This window comes from Sphingopyxis sp. J-6 (assembly GCF_046603995.1).
Classification (GTDB): Bacteria; Pseudomonadota; Alphaproteobacteria; order Sphingomonadales; family Sphingomonadaceae; genus Sphingopyxis.
Window position 1 is genome coordinate 1495283 of the sequence record NZ_CP145810.1, and the last position, 14453, is coordinate 1509735.

Annotated in this window: 12 protein-coding genes; 7 read left to right on the top strand and 5 right to left on the bottom strand. The window is 66.5% G+C overall.

Translation table 11 applies throughout. From position 1 onward, the window contains the following. Positions 1 to 282 precede the first annotated feature (282 nt). Entirely contained in the window at positions 283 to 1773 is a 1491-nt protein-coding gene (locus V6U71_RS07240; RefSeq protein WP_411341612.1) for a M81 family metallopeptidase, read from the bottom strand. 162 nt (positions 1774 to 1935) lie between these two features. On the opposite strand from V6U71_RS07240, the gene V6U71_RS07245 reads away from it, so the two are divergent. Further along, the gene (locus V6U71_RS07245; protein WP_411342321.1) at positions 1936 to 2937 is read left to right on the top strand and encodes a dipeptidase; all 1002 of its coding nucleotides are present in this window, start codon (positions 1936 to 1938) and stop codon (positions 2935 to 2937) included. Continuing rightward, positions 2907 to 4238 (top strand): amino acid deaminase, encoded by a 1332-nt coding sequence (locus tag V6U71_RS07250; protein WP_411341613.1) that lies wholly within the window; start codon positions 2907 to 2909, stop codon positions 4236 to 4238. Before V6U71_RS07245 ends, V6U71_RS07250 begins: the two co-directional genes overlap by 31 nt. 11 nt (positions 4239 to 4249) lie before the next feature. Here the strand turns inward: V6U71_RS07250 and V6U71_RS07255 are convergent, their stop codons facing one another. Further along, a complete protein-coding gene (locus tag V6U71_RS07255) occupies positions 4250 to 5833 on the bottom strand; it encodes a Na+/H+ antiporter (RefSeq protein ID WP_411341614.1) in 1584 nt (527 codons plus the stop codon). 324 nt (positions 5834 to 6157) lie between these two features. On the opposite strand from V6U71_RS07255, the gene V6U71_RS07260 reads away from it, so the two are divergent. Genes V6U71_RS07260 through V6U71_RS07270 form a run of 3 tightly spaced genes read left to right on the top strand, consistent with a single transcriptional unit; the run spans position 6158 to position 8474 of the window. Further along, positions 6158 to 6934 (top strand): SDR family NAD(P)-dependent oxidoreductase, encoded by a 777-nt coding sequence (locus V6U71_RS07260; protein WP_411341615.1) that lies wholly within the window; start codon positions 6158 to 6160, stop codon positions 6932 to 6934. Beyond that, positions 6931 to 7719 carry an enoyl-CoA hydratase/isomerase family protein gene (locus V6U71_RS07265; RefSeq protein ID WP_411341616.1) on the top strand — a complete coding sequence of 263 codons (789 nt, stop codon included), beginning with the start codon at positions 6931 to 6933 and terminating at the stop codon, positions 7717 to 7719. Before V6U71_RS07260 ends, V6U71_RS07265 begins: the two co-directional genes overlap by 4 nt. Beyond that, entirely contained in the window at positions 7716 to 8474 is a 759-nt protein-coding gene (locus tag V6U71_RS07270; RefSeq protein ID WP_411341617.1) for an N-acyl homoserine lactonase family protein, read from the top strand. The genes V6U71_RS07265 and V6U71_RS07270 overlap by 4 nt, the downstream gene beginning before the upstream one ends. Here V6U71_RS07270 and V6U71_RS07275 read toward each other — a convergent pair. Further along, positions 8467 to 9195 (bottom strand): enoyl-CoA hydratase/isomerase family protein, encoded by a 729-nt coding sequence (locus V6U71_RS07275; protein ID WP_411341618.1) that lies wholly within the window; start codon positions 9193 to 9195, stop codon positions 8467 to 8469. The two genes, V6U71_RS07270 and V6U71_RS07275, sit on opposite strands and share 8 nt — an antisense overlap. A 148-nt stretch (positions 9196 to 9343) precedes the next feature. Between V6U71_RS07275 and V6U71_RS07280 the strand changes: the two genes are divergently transcribed. Beyond that, positions 9344 to 11185 carry an arylsulfatase gene (locus tag V6U71_RS07280; protein WP_411341619.1) on the top strand — a complete coding sequence of 614 codons (1842 nt, stop codon included), beginning with the start codon at positions 9344 to 9346 and terminating at the stop codon, positions 11183 to 11185. Here V6U71_RS07280 and V6U71_RS07285 read toward each other — a convergent pair. Beyond that, positions 11105 to 12046 (bottom strand): formylglycine-generating enzyme family protein, encoded by a 942-nt coding sequence (locus tag V6U71_RS07285; protein ID WP_411341620.1) that lies wholly within the window; start codon positions 12044 to 12046, stop codon positions 11105 to 11107. The two genes, V6U71_RS07280 and V6U71_RS07285, sit on opposite strands and share 81 nt — an antisense overlap. Continuing rightward, complete coding sequence (locus V6U71_RS07290; RefSeq protein ID WP_411341621.1) at positions 12043 to 12675, bottom strand: TetR/AcrR family transcriptional regulator; 633 nt, start codon at positions 12673 to 12675, stop codon at positions 12043 to 12045. Before V6U71_RS07290 ends, V6U71_RS07285 begins: the two co-directional genes overlap by 4 nt. A 121-nt stretch (positions 12676 to 12796) precedes the next feature. On the opposite strand from V6U71_RS07290, the gene V6U71_RS07295 reads away from it, so the two are divergent. After that, the gene (locus V6U71_RS07295) at positions 12797 to 14443 is read left to right on the top strand and encodes a sulfatase-like hydrolase/transferase (protein ID WP_411341622.1); all 1647 of its coding nucleotides are present in this window, start codon (positions 12797 to 12799) and stop codon (positions 14441 to 14443) included. Positions 14444 to 14453 lie beyond the last annotated feature (10 nt).

The following is a 14453-nucleotide window of genomic DNA, read 5'->3' on the forward strand; positions in this document are numbered from 1 at the left end:
CGATTTGTCTTCCTGCGGGGAAACGAATCCTCATTGGAAAATCTGATAGCGGTATAGAAACATACAATACTGTACTGTCAAGCGTGGATTGCGGCCGATTGGGTGTGAAGAGGTAGTGCCCGCTTTGGGGTGAGAAGTGGAGGTAGATTTTGCCACTGCCGTCATCCCGGGCTTGACCCGGGACCCGCCTTCCTTGGCACACTCGAAGGAAAAGGCAGGCCCCGGGTCAAGCCCGGGGTGACGATAAGGAAAGGGGGCACTTTCGGCCGATCAGCGACCACATCACACCGCCGCCGCATCGGCGTCGATCGGCCAGATCGGCCGTTGCAGGCGGCTGTATCGCGCAGGGTCGAAGTCGAGCGTCAGCGAGCCGGGAGTTTCGCAATAAAAGACCTTGGCAGCGAGCGGGGCGAAGCGTTCGTAGAAATGCTGGGTCGATTTGACGACGATAATCCGCGCCGCCGACAGGTCGACGCCGAGGCCGGTCAGGCAGACGGGATCATAGACCTGCTGGCGCACGCTGTTGACGACCACCTGCACGCCGCCGATCCGCAGCAGCGCCGCGTGGCTGATGCCGAACATCAGGCCGCCGGCCGGGTCTTCCTGTTCGATGTCGTCGGCGAGCGCGATCACGGTGGCTTCGCCATCGACGGGCAGCCCCGCGAAGGGGCCGGTCTTGCCGCCGAGGCGCAGGTTGAGCCGGTTGCCGACGCCCGCCTGATAGGCAAAATCGACCGCGATCGGATCCCAGATCATCGCCAGCGCCGCGTCCTCGATGCCGCGTTCGATCAGCCGCCGGAGGATGAAGGTCGAATCGGCGCCCGCGCCGCCGCCCGCATTGTCGGCGACGTCGGCAATCACATAGGGGCGGCCGGGTGCGGGGCCTGCTGCGGGCGACGCCGCGATCTCGTCGAGGATCGTGTCGATCGGCTTGCGCAGGCTGCGCGTTTCCTCACGCGCTGCGAAGAAGCGGCGGCCGAGGTCACGCGCGAGGCCGGGCACGTCGGGCTGTCCGGGTTCGGCGACGACGACCACCGCGGCGCCGACTTCGGGATGGTCGGCCCACGGGAAGCCGTGCATCAGCGACACCGAGTGCACCCCGTCCTGCCGCTCGGCGGCGAGCACGGCATCGTTGACCGCCTCCATCTGCGGCAGCGTCGTGTAGAAGAGACCGAGCATCGGCACGCGCTGGATATGGTTCTGCGTGCGGATCTCGCCGCGCACGAAGCGTTCGCCGATGTCGAAAAGCTGCTCGCCGCGCTCGTCGAAATCGGTGTGCGGGTAGAGGAGGCAGGCGACGAGCGCGTTCGACGCCTCGGCCATCCGCGCCGTCACATTGCCGTGCAGGTCGAGCTCGACCCCGATGAACACGTCGGGCCCGACGATTGCGCGGACCTTTTCGATGATGTCGCCTTCGCAATCGTCATAACCGTGCGCCATCTGCGCGCCGTGCAGCATCAGCAGCACCATATCGACGGGCATCGCGGCCCGGAGGTCGGCGAGGATTTCGTCGCGGAGACTCTCATAATCCTCCTGCCTGCACGGCGCCGCCGGTTCGGCGAACGCGTGGAGCGAGGCGTGGGCGCTATAGCCGCGCTCGCGCGCCAGCCGCAGGAAGGTGCGGTAGGCGAATTGATCGTAGGCCGCGGGTTCGGGCTCGGGCCCGGTGTGTTCGGGCCGGTAATACATCGGGTTGACGAAGGAATCGCGAGTGCAGGGGATGGCCGAAAATGCGTTGGTTTCCATCATCATGCCGGCAACGAATATGTTCATGCATTTCCTCTTTCCGGGCATCGCGCCCTCTAGCCGGACTCGCTCGCCATTTCTCGCGGCGGCCGCATTTTTTTGTCGACTCATATCCAAACACTTGTGTATCGTCGGGTCAATGGGCTTTAGCGAGTGCAAGGCCTGGAACGGGAGGAAAGCGTGAATCTGATGACGCCGCGGGCGCTGCTCGACGACAGTCTGGTGTGGGACAACCATGGCTGCATGCCGCTGCGTCCGCTCGACGAGAGCTTCCTGCCGCAACTGGCCCGCTACAAGGCGGGCGGCGTCAATGCGGTGACGATCAATATCGGCTTCGGCGATCAGGGGGTCGAAGAGCATGTCCGGATGGTCGCGCAGTTCCGCCGCTGGCTGGCGTTGAATGGCGACGATTATATGCTCGCGACCTCGGTCGAGGATATCGAACGCGCGCGGCGCGAGGGCAAGCTGGCGGTGCTGTTCGACATCGAGGGCATGAACGCGATCGCCGACCAGCCCAGCCTCGTCCAGCTCTATTACGACCTCGGCGTCCGCTGGATGCTGATCGCCTATAACCGCAACAATCCGGTCGGCGGCGGTTGCCAGGACGAGGATATCGGGCTGACCGCGTTCGGCCGCACCATTCTCGACGAGATGGCGCGGGTCGGCATGGTCGCCTGCTGCTCGCACACCGGCGAGCGGACCGCGCTCGAGGTCATGGACTATAGTTCGCGGCCGGTGATCTTCTCGCACAGCAATGCGCGCGCGATCCACGATCATCCGCGCAACGTCCGCGACCATGTGCTGAAGGCCTGCGCCGCGACGGGCGGCGTCGTCGGGCTCAACGGCATCGGGCTGTTCCTCGGCAAGGGCGGCATCGATCTGGTCGATGCGCTGATCGGCCACCTCGACCATATCGTCGGTGTCGTCGGGATCGAGCATGTCGGGCTGGGGCTCGATTATGTGTTCGACGCCGCCGAGCTCGAGGAATTCCTGTCCAATCCGGCGATCTTCCCCCCCGAACTCGGCTATGGGCCGACGCTCGAAATGGTGCCACCCGAGGCGATGGAGGAGATTGTCGGCGGGCTCGGCAAGCTCGGCTATGCCGACGACGACATCCGCGCCATCCTCGGCGGCAATCTGATGCGCGTCGCGAAACAGGTGTGGCGCCCGGCGTTCGGCTTTTCGGGCTGATCGCGGCCATGCTGGCGCTGCAGGACATATGGGACAGCCTTGTCGACGATTGCACGAAGGGCATTCCGGCGGGCACGGCATTGCCGCTCCGCGATATCGGCGGGCAGGGCTGGCGGTTGCTGGCGGGCGACACGCCCTTGCCCGCGGCAGTGCTGCGGCAATCGGCGATCGAGCATAATGTCGACTGGATGCGGCGCTTTACCGGGCTGACGGGTATGCTGCTGTGCCCGCACGGCAAGACCAGCATGAGCCCGCAATTGTTCGACCGGCAGCTCGAGGCGGGCGCGTGGGGGATGACCGCGGCGACGGTGTCGCACCTCCATGTCTATCGCCGCTTCGCCGTTCGGCGCATCCTGCTCGCCAACCAGCTCGTCGACCCTGCCGGCATCCGCTTCGTCCTGTCCGAACTCGAACGCGATCCCGAATTCGATTTCTATTGCCTCGTCGATTCGGTGGCGACCGTCGACATGCTGCGCGCTGCCGCAGCGAAAAGCGGCTGTCCGCGGCCGATCCAGCTGCTCGTCGAGATCGGGCAGGCGGGCGGCCGCACCGGCACGCGCAGCGTCGAACAGGCGATCGAGGTCGCGCGCGCCGTGCATGCGGCAGCGCCGCATCTCGTGCTGCGCGGCGTCGAGGGGTTCGAGGGCGTGCTCGAAGCGGCCGAACCCGCCGAAACGCTCGCGCGGATCGAGACGATGCTGGGCGATATGGCTGCGGTCGCGGTCGGCTGCGACGCCGAGGGGCTGTTCGCCGACGGGCCGGTCATCGTATCGGCGGGCGGATCGCAATATTACGACCTGCCGCCCTCGCTCGCACAGCGGCTGGGCATGGCGCGCGAGACGATCCTCGTGCTGCGCAGCGGCTGTTACATCACCCATGATTCAAGCTGGTTCAGCGAATATGCGAAGGCGATCGCACAGCGTATGCCCGCGGTCGGCGAACTCGGCGAGGGATTGCGCCCGGCGATCGAGGTCTGGGCCTATGTCCAGTCGCTGCCCGAACCGGGGCTGGCGATCGTGACGATGGGCAAGCGCGACGCCTCGTTCGACGTGCATCTGCCGACGCCGCTGAAATGGCACCGCGACGGCATGGCCGCACCGGCGGTGCTGGCCGGGCACCAGGTGCTGAAGTTGAACGACCAGCACGCCTATGTCGCGCTGCCCGATGACAGCCCGCTCGCCGTGGGTGACCGGATCTGCTTCGGCATTGCGCATCCGTGCACGACCTTCGACCGCTGGCCGGTGATGATGGTCGTCGACGACGATTACCGCGTCATCGACGCGATCCGCACCTTCTTCTAGTCCCCGGGCTTCTAGTCGCCGCGCTGGAAGATCATCGCCATTTCCTCGATATCGAGGTCGCGTTCGAGTTCGTGGAGCACCTCGTCCTCGATCAGCCCGGCGCGGTGGATGCGAATCAGTTCGGCGCGGCTTGCGGCGATCGCCTGCAGCAGCACGTCGAAATGCGAGCGCAGCCCGTCCATCGCCGCCGCCGGTTCGGCGGTGTAGCGCTCCATGAACCGCATGCGCTTGCGATGTTCCTCGAGCATCATCGGGTGGATCAGCGTGCCATCCTCGTCATAGGCGAGCCGCTCGACGACTTCGGACCGGGCGTGCGCCATCGCGCCTTCGGCGGCGGGCAGCGCCATCTGCGCGGGCGGGTCGGCATCGACCGGCGCGACCTTGCGGATGAGCAGCCCGAGGCTCGATCCCTGCACCACGACGGTCACGAAGATGACCGCGAAGGCGCAGACCAGCATCAGGTCGCGGCCGGGCATGTCGGTCGGCAGCGTCAGCGGCACCGCCTGCGTCACGACGCCGCGCATGCCCGCCCAGCTCAGCACCGTCGCCTGCCGCCAGCCGAGCGGCCGTGCGCGCTCGATCCCCAATTTGCGCGCAGTCTCCAGCACCGCCTCCGACGCGAAGATCCAGACGAAACGTGCCACCGTCACTGCCAGCACCACCGCGACCATCATGCTGACCCACGCCAGCGGGATCGCCGTGATCCCGCCGATGCGCTCGATCGCGGCGCGCAGCGAAAAGCCGATCAGAATGAAGACGAGCGCTTCGAGCACGAAAACGAGGATGAACCACGCCGAATTGGCGCGCAGCCGGATTTCGGCCGACAGGATTTCATGCTGGTACCACCCCATCGCGAGCCCCGCGGTGACGGTTGCGATCACGCCGGACACATGGACGGCCTCGCCCGCCAGATAGGCGGCCCAGCACAGCAAGATGGTGCTCAGCATGACCAGCATGCGGTCGTTCAGCCGTTTTGCGAGGAAAACCCAGCCCTTGGCGACGACGGCACCGACCGCGACGCCGCCGATCGCGACGAAGGCGAAGCTCTGGAGCGCCTCGCCGGTGTGGAACACGCCGCTGAGCGTCGCGGCGACGGCGAAGCGGAAGAGGATCAGGCCGGTCGCGTCGTTAAGCAGGCTTTCGCCCTCGAGCAGCGCTTCCAGCCGGCGGGGCAGGTGGACGCCCTTCAGCACCGCGCGCGCCGACACCGCGTCGGGCGGCGAGACGATCGCGCCGAGCGCGAAGCAGGCTGCCCAGGGCAGCGACGGCAGGATCATGTGCGCAACCACGCCGACGACCAGCGTGGTGAAGACGACCGCGCCGACCGCGAGCGACAGGATGCCCGGCAGGTGGCGGCGGAAACGGCCGAGCGCGGTATAATAGGCGCCGTCCATCAGCAGCGGCGGCAGGAAAAGCACGAGGGCAAGCTCGGGATCGAGGGTGATCGCCGGCAGCCCGGGGATGAAGGCGAGAGCGCCGCCACCGACGAGGAGCGCGGTCGCGGGTGGCCAGCGCAGCTTGAGCGCCAGCCAGTGCAGCCCGATAACCAGTGCCAGCAGGGCGAGGACGAGCTCGAAGGCTTCGACGGCGTGCATGGTCAGGTCCGGTCCGGCGCGAGGCCGCGTGATAATGTCATGATAAGCCCCCTCTTCGACGCCGGTATCGAAAGGGCGTTGTGACGCGCTTTGCCGCGGCGATCAATGCTCTGGATAGGGGAAGGGGATGGAAGCCCTTTATCCCCCGTCCGCCGCGCTCGGCAGCCGCGACGGGGGATGAGGTTGTGTGTGCACGTAGAGAACATTATAAGAACATTTTTGGGACGTCAACCCCCTTTTGTTCTCTTTTGCGGCGCGACTTGACAGGTTGACGTAAACGTCAATCACCGCCAAGGCAGAAGCGGTAACGGAAAGGGAGAGACGATGGCCGAGCAACCGAAATTCGACCTGACAGGGCGCGTCGCGCTCGTCACCGGGGCTTCGTCGGGGCTCGGCGCGGGCTTCGCCAAAGCGCTCGCGGCTGCCGGCGCCAAGGTCGTGCTGGCGGCGCGGCGCGCCGACAAGCTCGCCGAACAGGTCGCGGCGATCGAGGCGGCGGGCGGGCAGGCGGTCGCGGTGAGTATGGACGTCACCGACGAGGCATCGACCAAGGCGGCCTATGATGCCGCCGAAGCCGCTTTCGGTACCGTCGACACGATCGTCGCCAACGCCGGGGTCGCGACCGAGAAGATGGCGATGGGCCTGTCGGTCGAGGATGTCGATTTCCTCCACGCCGCCAATGTCCGCGGCGTCTTCCTGACCGCGACCGAAGGCGCGAAACGGCTCGACAAGGACGGCGCGCGCGAGAAGCAGCACGGGCGGATCGTGCTGATCGGCTCGATCACCGCCGAAAAGGTTTTTCCGGCGACGTCGGTCTATGGCGCGACCAAGGCGGCGGTGCGCCATCTCGGCAAGGCGCTGGCGCGCGAATGGGCACGGCGCGGGATCAGCGTCAATGTGATCCAGCCGGGCTATTTCGAATCCGAAATGACGCAAGACCTGTTCGAAAGCGACGTCGGCGACGCGATGGTGAAATCTTTCCCGCGCCAGCGCATGCGCCCGCCGAGCGATCTTCATGCGCCCTTGCTGCTGCTCTGCTCGGACGCGGCGCTCGGGATTACCGGCAGCGTGTTCACGATCGACGACGGACAGACGCTGTGAGCGAGTTGCTGATCGAGACGCGCGGGCAGGTCGAGATCGCGACGCTCAACCGTCCCGAGCGATTGAATGCGCTAAGCGAGGGGCTGGTCGACGAACTGGGCGCCTATTTCGGCGGGCTGGCGGATCGCAAGGACATACGCGTCGTTATCCTGCGCGGTGCCGGGCGCGGTTTCTGCGCCGGGCTCGACATTCAGGAAGACCGCACGACCGACGAGACGCCGGTGCTACGCACGCTGCGCACCCAGACGAGCATCGGCAATATCTATCGCAAGATGCGCGCCTGTCCGCAGCCGATCATTGCCTTGGGGCACGGTGCAGCCGCCGGCGGCGGGCTGTCGCTGCTGCTGGCGTCCGATGTGCGCTACGGGACGCCGAGTTTCCGTTGCAACGCCGCCTATATCCGCATCGGGCTTGGCGGCTGCGATATGGCGTCGAGCTATTTCCTGCCGAGGCTGGTCGGCGCGAGCCTGGCGTCGGAGATGATCCTGACCGGGCGTTTCATCGACGCCGAACGCGCGCTGCGGGCAGGGCTGATCAGTGAGATCGTCGACGAGGATGCGCTGCTGACACGCGGGCTTGCGCTCGCCGACGAGATGCTGGCGACGAGCCCGTGGGGGCTCCGGTTGTCGAAGCAGGCGCTCAATCTCAACATCGATGCGCAGAGCCTCGATGCCGCGATGGCGATCGAGGACCGCCAGCAGGTGATCCTGTCGGCGACCGAGGATCATCGCGAAGCGCTGGCGGCGTTCCTCGCCAAGCGCGCGCCTGAATATCGCGAGAAATGACCGGTACGCTCCGCCTCTATGCCTTCAACACCGGCTGGTTCCAGTGCCGGCCGGGCTATTTCATCGAGGGCGAGGAGGGCGATTATCTCAAAGGACCGGTGCCCTCCTACCTGATCGAGCATCCGAAGGGCCGCGCGCTGTTCGATACCGGGATGGGGGTGCGTTATCGCCGCACGCTCGAGACCGCGCTGCCGCCGAACAAGTTCGGGCTGCAATGGTTCGAGGGGCAGGAGATTGCGGCGCGCCTCAAGAGCATCGACGTCGATCCGGCGAGCATAGACTGGGTGATCAACTCGCACCTCCACATCGATCATTGCGGCGGCAATGCCAGCTTGCCGAATGCCACCGTCATCGTCCAGTCGCGCGAACTCGCCGCGGCGCAGGCGACCGAGGAAGCGGGGCTCTATGAAGCCGAGGATTATGCGACCGGGCAGCCGGTGAAAGCGATCGACGGCGAACTCGACCTGTTCGGCGACGGCAGCGTGATGATCGTCCCGACCTATGGCCATACGCCGGGGCACCAGAGCGCCATCGTGAGGCTGCCCGGCGGCGCGCGGGTGCTGCTTGCAGCCGATTGCTGCTACACCGAACGCAACCTCGACCTGATGGTGCTGCAAAAGGCAGTCGTCGACCGCGAGGCGGGGATGCGGACGATGGAATATCTGCTGCGTGAGCGTGAGAGCGGCGCCCGCATCCTGTTCGGCCACGACGGCCGCCAATGGGCGGGCGTCGAGGAAGCGAAACCCTTTACCTGAACCCTGCGACGCGCTCCGCCATGTCGGGCGCGACGCCGGCGCTGTTGAACACCTCATGCGCGAGGCCGGCGGCCAGCGGCAGGTCGGCCTGTTCGCGATAGAGGCGCTTGTAGGCGAGGACGCTGTGCCGCGACTGCGCGGCGATCGCTTCGGCGAGCGTCCGAACGGTGGCGTCGAGATCGGCGTCGGCGACGCAGTGGTTGGCAAGGCCGATCCGTGCCGCCTCGCGCCCGCCGACCGGCAGGCCGGTGAAGCTGATCTCGCGCGCCTTCCATGCGCCGACGCGGCGCGGCAGCCGCTGGCTCATCCCCCAGATCGGGACCAGCCCGAACTTGCCGTGCGTGTCGGCGAAGTTCGCGCTTTCGCCCGCGACGATGATGTCGCCCGCCAGCGCGAGTTCGAGCCCGCCGGTGAAGCAGCCGCCCTGCACTGCGACGATCAGCGGTTGCGGCAGGTCGGCGAGCTTGGTGACGATTGATCCCTGATAGTGGGGCCGGGGCGTTTCGGTGCCGCGTTCATTGAGGTCGTTGCCGGCGCAAAAGGACGGCCCGTTGGCGCGCAGCACGACCGCGCCGATGGCATCCCCGGCGGCGGCGATCGCATCGACATGCGCGTCAAGTTCGGCCCACAGCGCGAGGTTCAGCGCGTTGCGCTTGTCGGGGCGATTGAGCGTGAGGGTTGCAATTCCGTCCCTGTCCTCGCGCAAAACCAGTTCGCTCATCGCCCGTCCTTTCATTTATGTCCGACCCCGCAAAGCATGATTGACCGGGCGTGCCAAGCAGCATTGCTCTCGATCATATATTGGCATAAGCAATGCCACAACAATTCCGGGGGGAGGGGTGATGGCAGTGCGCAGGCGAACCACTTTGGTGCCGGGTCGCGTTGGCCGGTTCCGGCGCGCTGCCATCGTCTCTCTGGCCGTCCTGATCGGCGCGGCGCCGTTGCAGGCGCAGCCGACCATGGCGCCGCCGCGCCAGCCCAATATCGTCATCCTGCTCGCCGACGATTGGGGTTTCAGCGACGTCGGGGCGTTCGGGGCCGAATTCGCGACGCCGAACATCGACGCGCTGGCGCAGGCGGGGATGCGCTTTTCCAATTTCCATGTCGCGGGATCATGCTCGCCGACGCGCGCGATGCTGCAGACCGGGGTGATGAATCATCGCAACGGGCTGGGCAACATGCCCGAGACGATCCCCGACGAGCACCGCGGCAAGCCGGGTTACGACACGGTGATGAACCACCGCGTCGTGACGATCGCCGAGCTGCTGCGAGCGGCGGGCTATCGCACCTACCTCACCGGCAAATGGCATCTCGGCAGCGATCCGACGCGGCTGCCGACGGCGCGCGGTTACGACCGGGCGTTCAGCCTCGCCGACGCGGGCGCCGACAATTTCGAGCAGCGCCCGATCGAGGGCATGTACGACAAGGCGAACTGGACCGAGGATGGGAAGCCCGCGACGCTGCCGAAGGATTATTATTCGTCGCGCTTCGTCGTCCAACGGATGATCGATTATATTGAGGCCGAGCGGAAGAGCGGCAAACCCTTCCTCGCATCGATCAACTTCCTCGCCAACCATATCCCGGTGCAGGCCCCCGACAGCGACATCGCGCGTTATGCGGCGATGTACAAGGATGGCTGGACCGCGCTCCGCGCCGCGCGCGCCAAGCGGGCAGCCGCGCTGGGCATCATGCCCGCCGGCATGCCGATCGTGACGATGCCGACGACGCCCGACTGGCAGAAGCTCGATGCCGACGAGCGCGCCGCCGCGGTGCGGACGATGCAGGCCTATGCCGGCATGGCGACCGCGATGGACCGCGAGATCGGCCGCCTCGTCGCGCATCTGAAGGCGACGGGCGACTATGACAACACGATCTTCGTCTTCCTGTCTGATAACGGCGCCGAGCCGACGAACCCGTTCAGCAGCCGCCGCAATCGCCTGTTCCTCGGGATGCAATATGACCTGTCGACCGCGAATATCGGCCGGCGCGGCAGCTTTGCGGCGATCGGTCCGGGCTGGGCGAGCGCGGCCTCGTCGCCGCTGTCGGGCTACAAGTTCAGCGCCGCCGAGGGCGGGCTGCGCGTGCCGCTGATCATCGCCTGGCCGGGCAATGCCAAAATCCGTGCGGGGGCGATCAGCGACGGGCTCGCGCATGTCACCGATATCCTGCCGACCCTCACCGAACTGGCCGGGGTGAAGGGGCACGGCGGTAGCTGGCAGGGCAAGGCGGTCGAGGCGGTCACCGGGCGCAGCCTGCTGCCCATGCTCGGCGGCGCGCCGGGCAGCGTTCATGGCGATACGCCGCTCGGTTACGAGCTGTCGGGCAATGCGGCGCTGTTCCGCGGCGATTACAAGCTGGTGCGCAACCTCGCGCCGACCGGCGACGGCAAATGGCGACTCTATGACCTGAAGTCCGATCCCGGCGAGACGCGCGATCTGGCGGCGGCGATGCCCGAGCGTTTTGCGGCGATGCAGGCCGATTATGCTGCCTATGCAAAAGCGAACGGGGTGCTCGACATGCCCGCGGGCTATACCGCCGACGCGCAGATCAACCGCTATGCCTTCGAGCAGCAGGGCAAGCCGCGGCTGATCCGTCTCGGCCTGTGGGTGGGGGGAATTATCTTGGCGTTGTCAGCGCTTGTTTGGAGCTGGCGCCGCCGGCGCCGGGCGCGCCGTGTCGATCAGGCGAAAGCCGATATGGTCGGTGCCTAGGCCGCGTTCCTGGAACTGGCGCGCCGCCGGGCGGTAGCGCGCGCAATAATTGGCGGCGCAAAGGAAGCTGCCGCCCTTGATGACATTGGTCTCGGCGCCCGCCGTGCTGGTCGTCCATTCCCAGACATTGCCGATCAGATCGTGGACGCCATGCTCGTCGGCGGGGAAACAGGCGACGGGGGCGCGGCCGATAAAGCCATCGGTGCCCATGTCGCGGACGGGAAATGTTCCCTGATAATAGTTGGCGCGCGGCTTGCCGTCTTTGCCGACCGGAACATTGCGGTCGGCGCCGCCGGTCGCGGCGGCGAGTTCCCATTGCTCCTCGCTCGGCAGCGCCTTGCCCTTCCATTTCGCGAAGGCCAACGCGTCGTCATAGGCGATCTGGACCGCCGGATCGCGGTCGCGGCCGGCGATGTTCGTCTCGGGTCCCGCCGGGTGCCGCCATTCGGCGCCGACGACCCAGCGCCACCAGTTGGGGTTGCCATCGGTCGGGGTGGTGAACACCGCCGACCCGGGGATCAGCATGTCGGGCGGCGCGCCGGGCAGTTTCGGCGGGTCCTGTTCGGCGAGCGTCTTGTACCCCGTCGCTTTCACGAATTCGGCGAATTCGGCGTTGGTCACTTCGTGCGTCGCGATCCAGAAGCCGGCGACCTTGACCTCGCGCGCCGGGCCTTCTTCGGGCAGGGTGCCGTCGGCGCCCATTGTGAAGGTTGCGCCGGGGATCCAGGCATAGTCGGCCTTGGGCAGCGCCGGGCATTCGGGCGCGGCGGCTGCGGCGCGCTCGTCCTGCTTTGTCGTCTCGCCGCACGCCGCGAGCGCGCCGAGCATGGTCAGCGCCGCGATCGCCGCGGTGCGTTTCATACCGCCGCGCCCTTGGGCAGCGCGGCGATCAGCGTATCGACCATATGACCCATCACCGTCGCCGCTTCCTCGGCGGGCAGCCCCTGATCGTGGCGGAGCGCGCGCCAGTTCTGGAACGACAGCGCCGCACACAGCGCCTCGACGCTGACCCGGTCGCCGAGCACCTCGCCGGGGAGCAGGCGCAGGATGAGGTCGCGTTCGAGCATCACGACCTTGCTGTACTGGCCCATCAGGAAGGGCGACTGGTAGCGCTTGATATTGGCGGCGAGGCGGAAGGGCAGCGTCGTTTCGAACACGCGCACGCGCCGCCGGACGAGTTCGCGGACATTGGCGCGCCAGTCCTGATCGGGATAGGGCGCGGTCACGATCGGCATCACCCGTTCGGTGATCGTCGCGGTGATTTCGGCATAGAGCGAATCCATGTCGTCGAAATGGCGGAAGACGGTGCGCAGCCCGATGCCGGCCTCTTCGGCGACGCGCGCCGCGCTGGGCGCGAGGTCGCCGCCGTTGATCAGCTCGAGCATCGCCTCGACGATGCGGCGGTGGCTCGACCGGCTGCGCTCGCGCCGGCCGTCGACGCGTTCGGGCGCGGCCTTTGCGCTGCTCGATGTCCTCACCCCCGTTTTCATATGTCCTTGCTGGCCCGGCTTGGCGCGTGCGTCAAACAATCTTGCGTATGCGCGAATAAAGTGACACATATAGTGCCAATAGTTTCACGGCAAGCATATTGCCGGGATCGAGGGGATGGGGATGAAGAAAAGATGGGTCGCGCTGGGGGCGCTGGTCGTCGCTGGGGCGGGCGGGTATTGGACCTATCAGGCGAACAAATACCGATTGCCCGGCATCGTCCAGGACTGGCGCGACCCGGTGCAGGCGAACCGGCCGGTCGTCTGGCAGCAAGGCCCGGCATCCGCGCCGGCCGATCCATCGGGGGGCAAGCGGCCGCCGAACATCATCCTGATCGTCGTCGACGATCTGGGCTATAACGATATCAGCCTCAACGGCGGCGGGCTGGCAGGCGGAATCGTCAAGACCCCGAATATCGACGCGATCGCGCGCGAAGGGCTGAATTTCACCACCGCCTATGCCGCGAACGCGACCTGCTCGCCGTCGCGCGCGGCGATGATGACGGGGCGTTATCCGACGCGTTTCGGTTTCGAATATACTGCGGTACCGGTCGAGTTCGCCGAAAATCTGTCGCACGGCGGCGCGCTTGGCCCGCTGAAGCCGATATTCCACCGCGAACTGATCACCCCCGAGATTCCCGACTATCCCGACATGGGGGTGCCGGCGAGCGAGGTGACGATCGCCGAGGCGGTGAAGGCGGCGGGTTATCACACGCTCCATATCGGCAAATGGCATCTCGGCGAAGCGCCCGCGCTGCAGCCGCAGCGGCAGGGTTTCGACGAAAGCCTGGCCGTGCTCGGCGGCGCGGCGATGTTCCTGCCCGAGGACGACGCCGACGTCGTGAACGCCAAATTGCCGTGGGATGCGATCGACCGCTTCCTGTGGGCGAATTTGCGCCATGCGGTGAGCTTCAACGGCAGCAAGCGCTTCCATCCCAAGGGGCATATGACCGACTATTTCGCCGACGAGGCGATCAAGGCGATCGAGGCGAACCGGGGTCGCCCCTTCTTCATGTACCTCGCCTTCAACGCGCCGCACACGCCGCTGCAGGCGACGAAGGAGGATTATGCGAAGCTGCCGCAGATCAAGGACCACAAGACGCGCGTCTATGGCGCGATGATCGCGCAGCTCGACCGGCGGATCGGCGACGTGATGGCCAAGCTGAAGGAGGCGGGGATCGACGACAATACGCTCGTCATCTTCACCAGCGACAATGGCGGCGCTTGGTACAACGGCATGGCGGGGCTCAACGCGCCGTTCCGCGGCTGGAAAGCGACCTTCTTCGAGGGAGGCATCCGCACCCCCTTCTTCATGCGCTGGCCTGACCACATCGCGCCGGGAACGCAGCGCGGCGATGTTACCGGCCATATCGACCTGTTCGCGACGATCGCCGCCGCGGCGGGCGCGGCGGTTCCCGCGGACCGGCAGGTCGACAGCGAGGATATCCTCGCCGGGCCGGCAAAGCGGCAGGCGATGTACTGGCGATCGGGCGATTACCGTGCGGTGCGCATGGGCGACTGGAAATTGCAGGTGACGAAGCGGCCGGAGAAAGCGCGCCTCTATAACCTCGCCGCCGACCCGACCGAGCGGCACGATCTGGCGGCGAGCGAACCCGAGCGGGTGGCGACGCTGCGCGCGATGATCGAGGCGCAGAACAAGGGCATGGCGAAACCGATCTGGCCCGGGCTGGTCGAAGGGCCGATCCGCATCGACGTGCCGCTGAATGCGCCGTGGCAGGACGGGCAGGATTATATCTACTGGACCAACTAGGGTGACGATG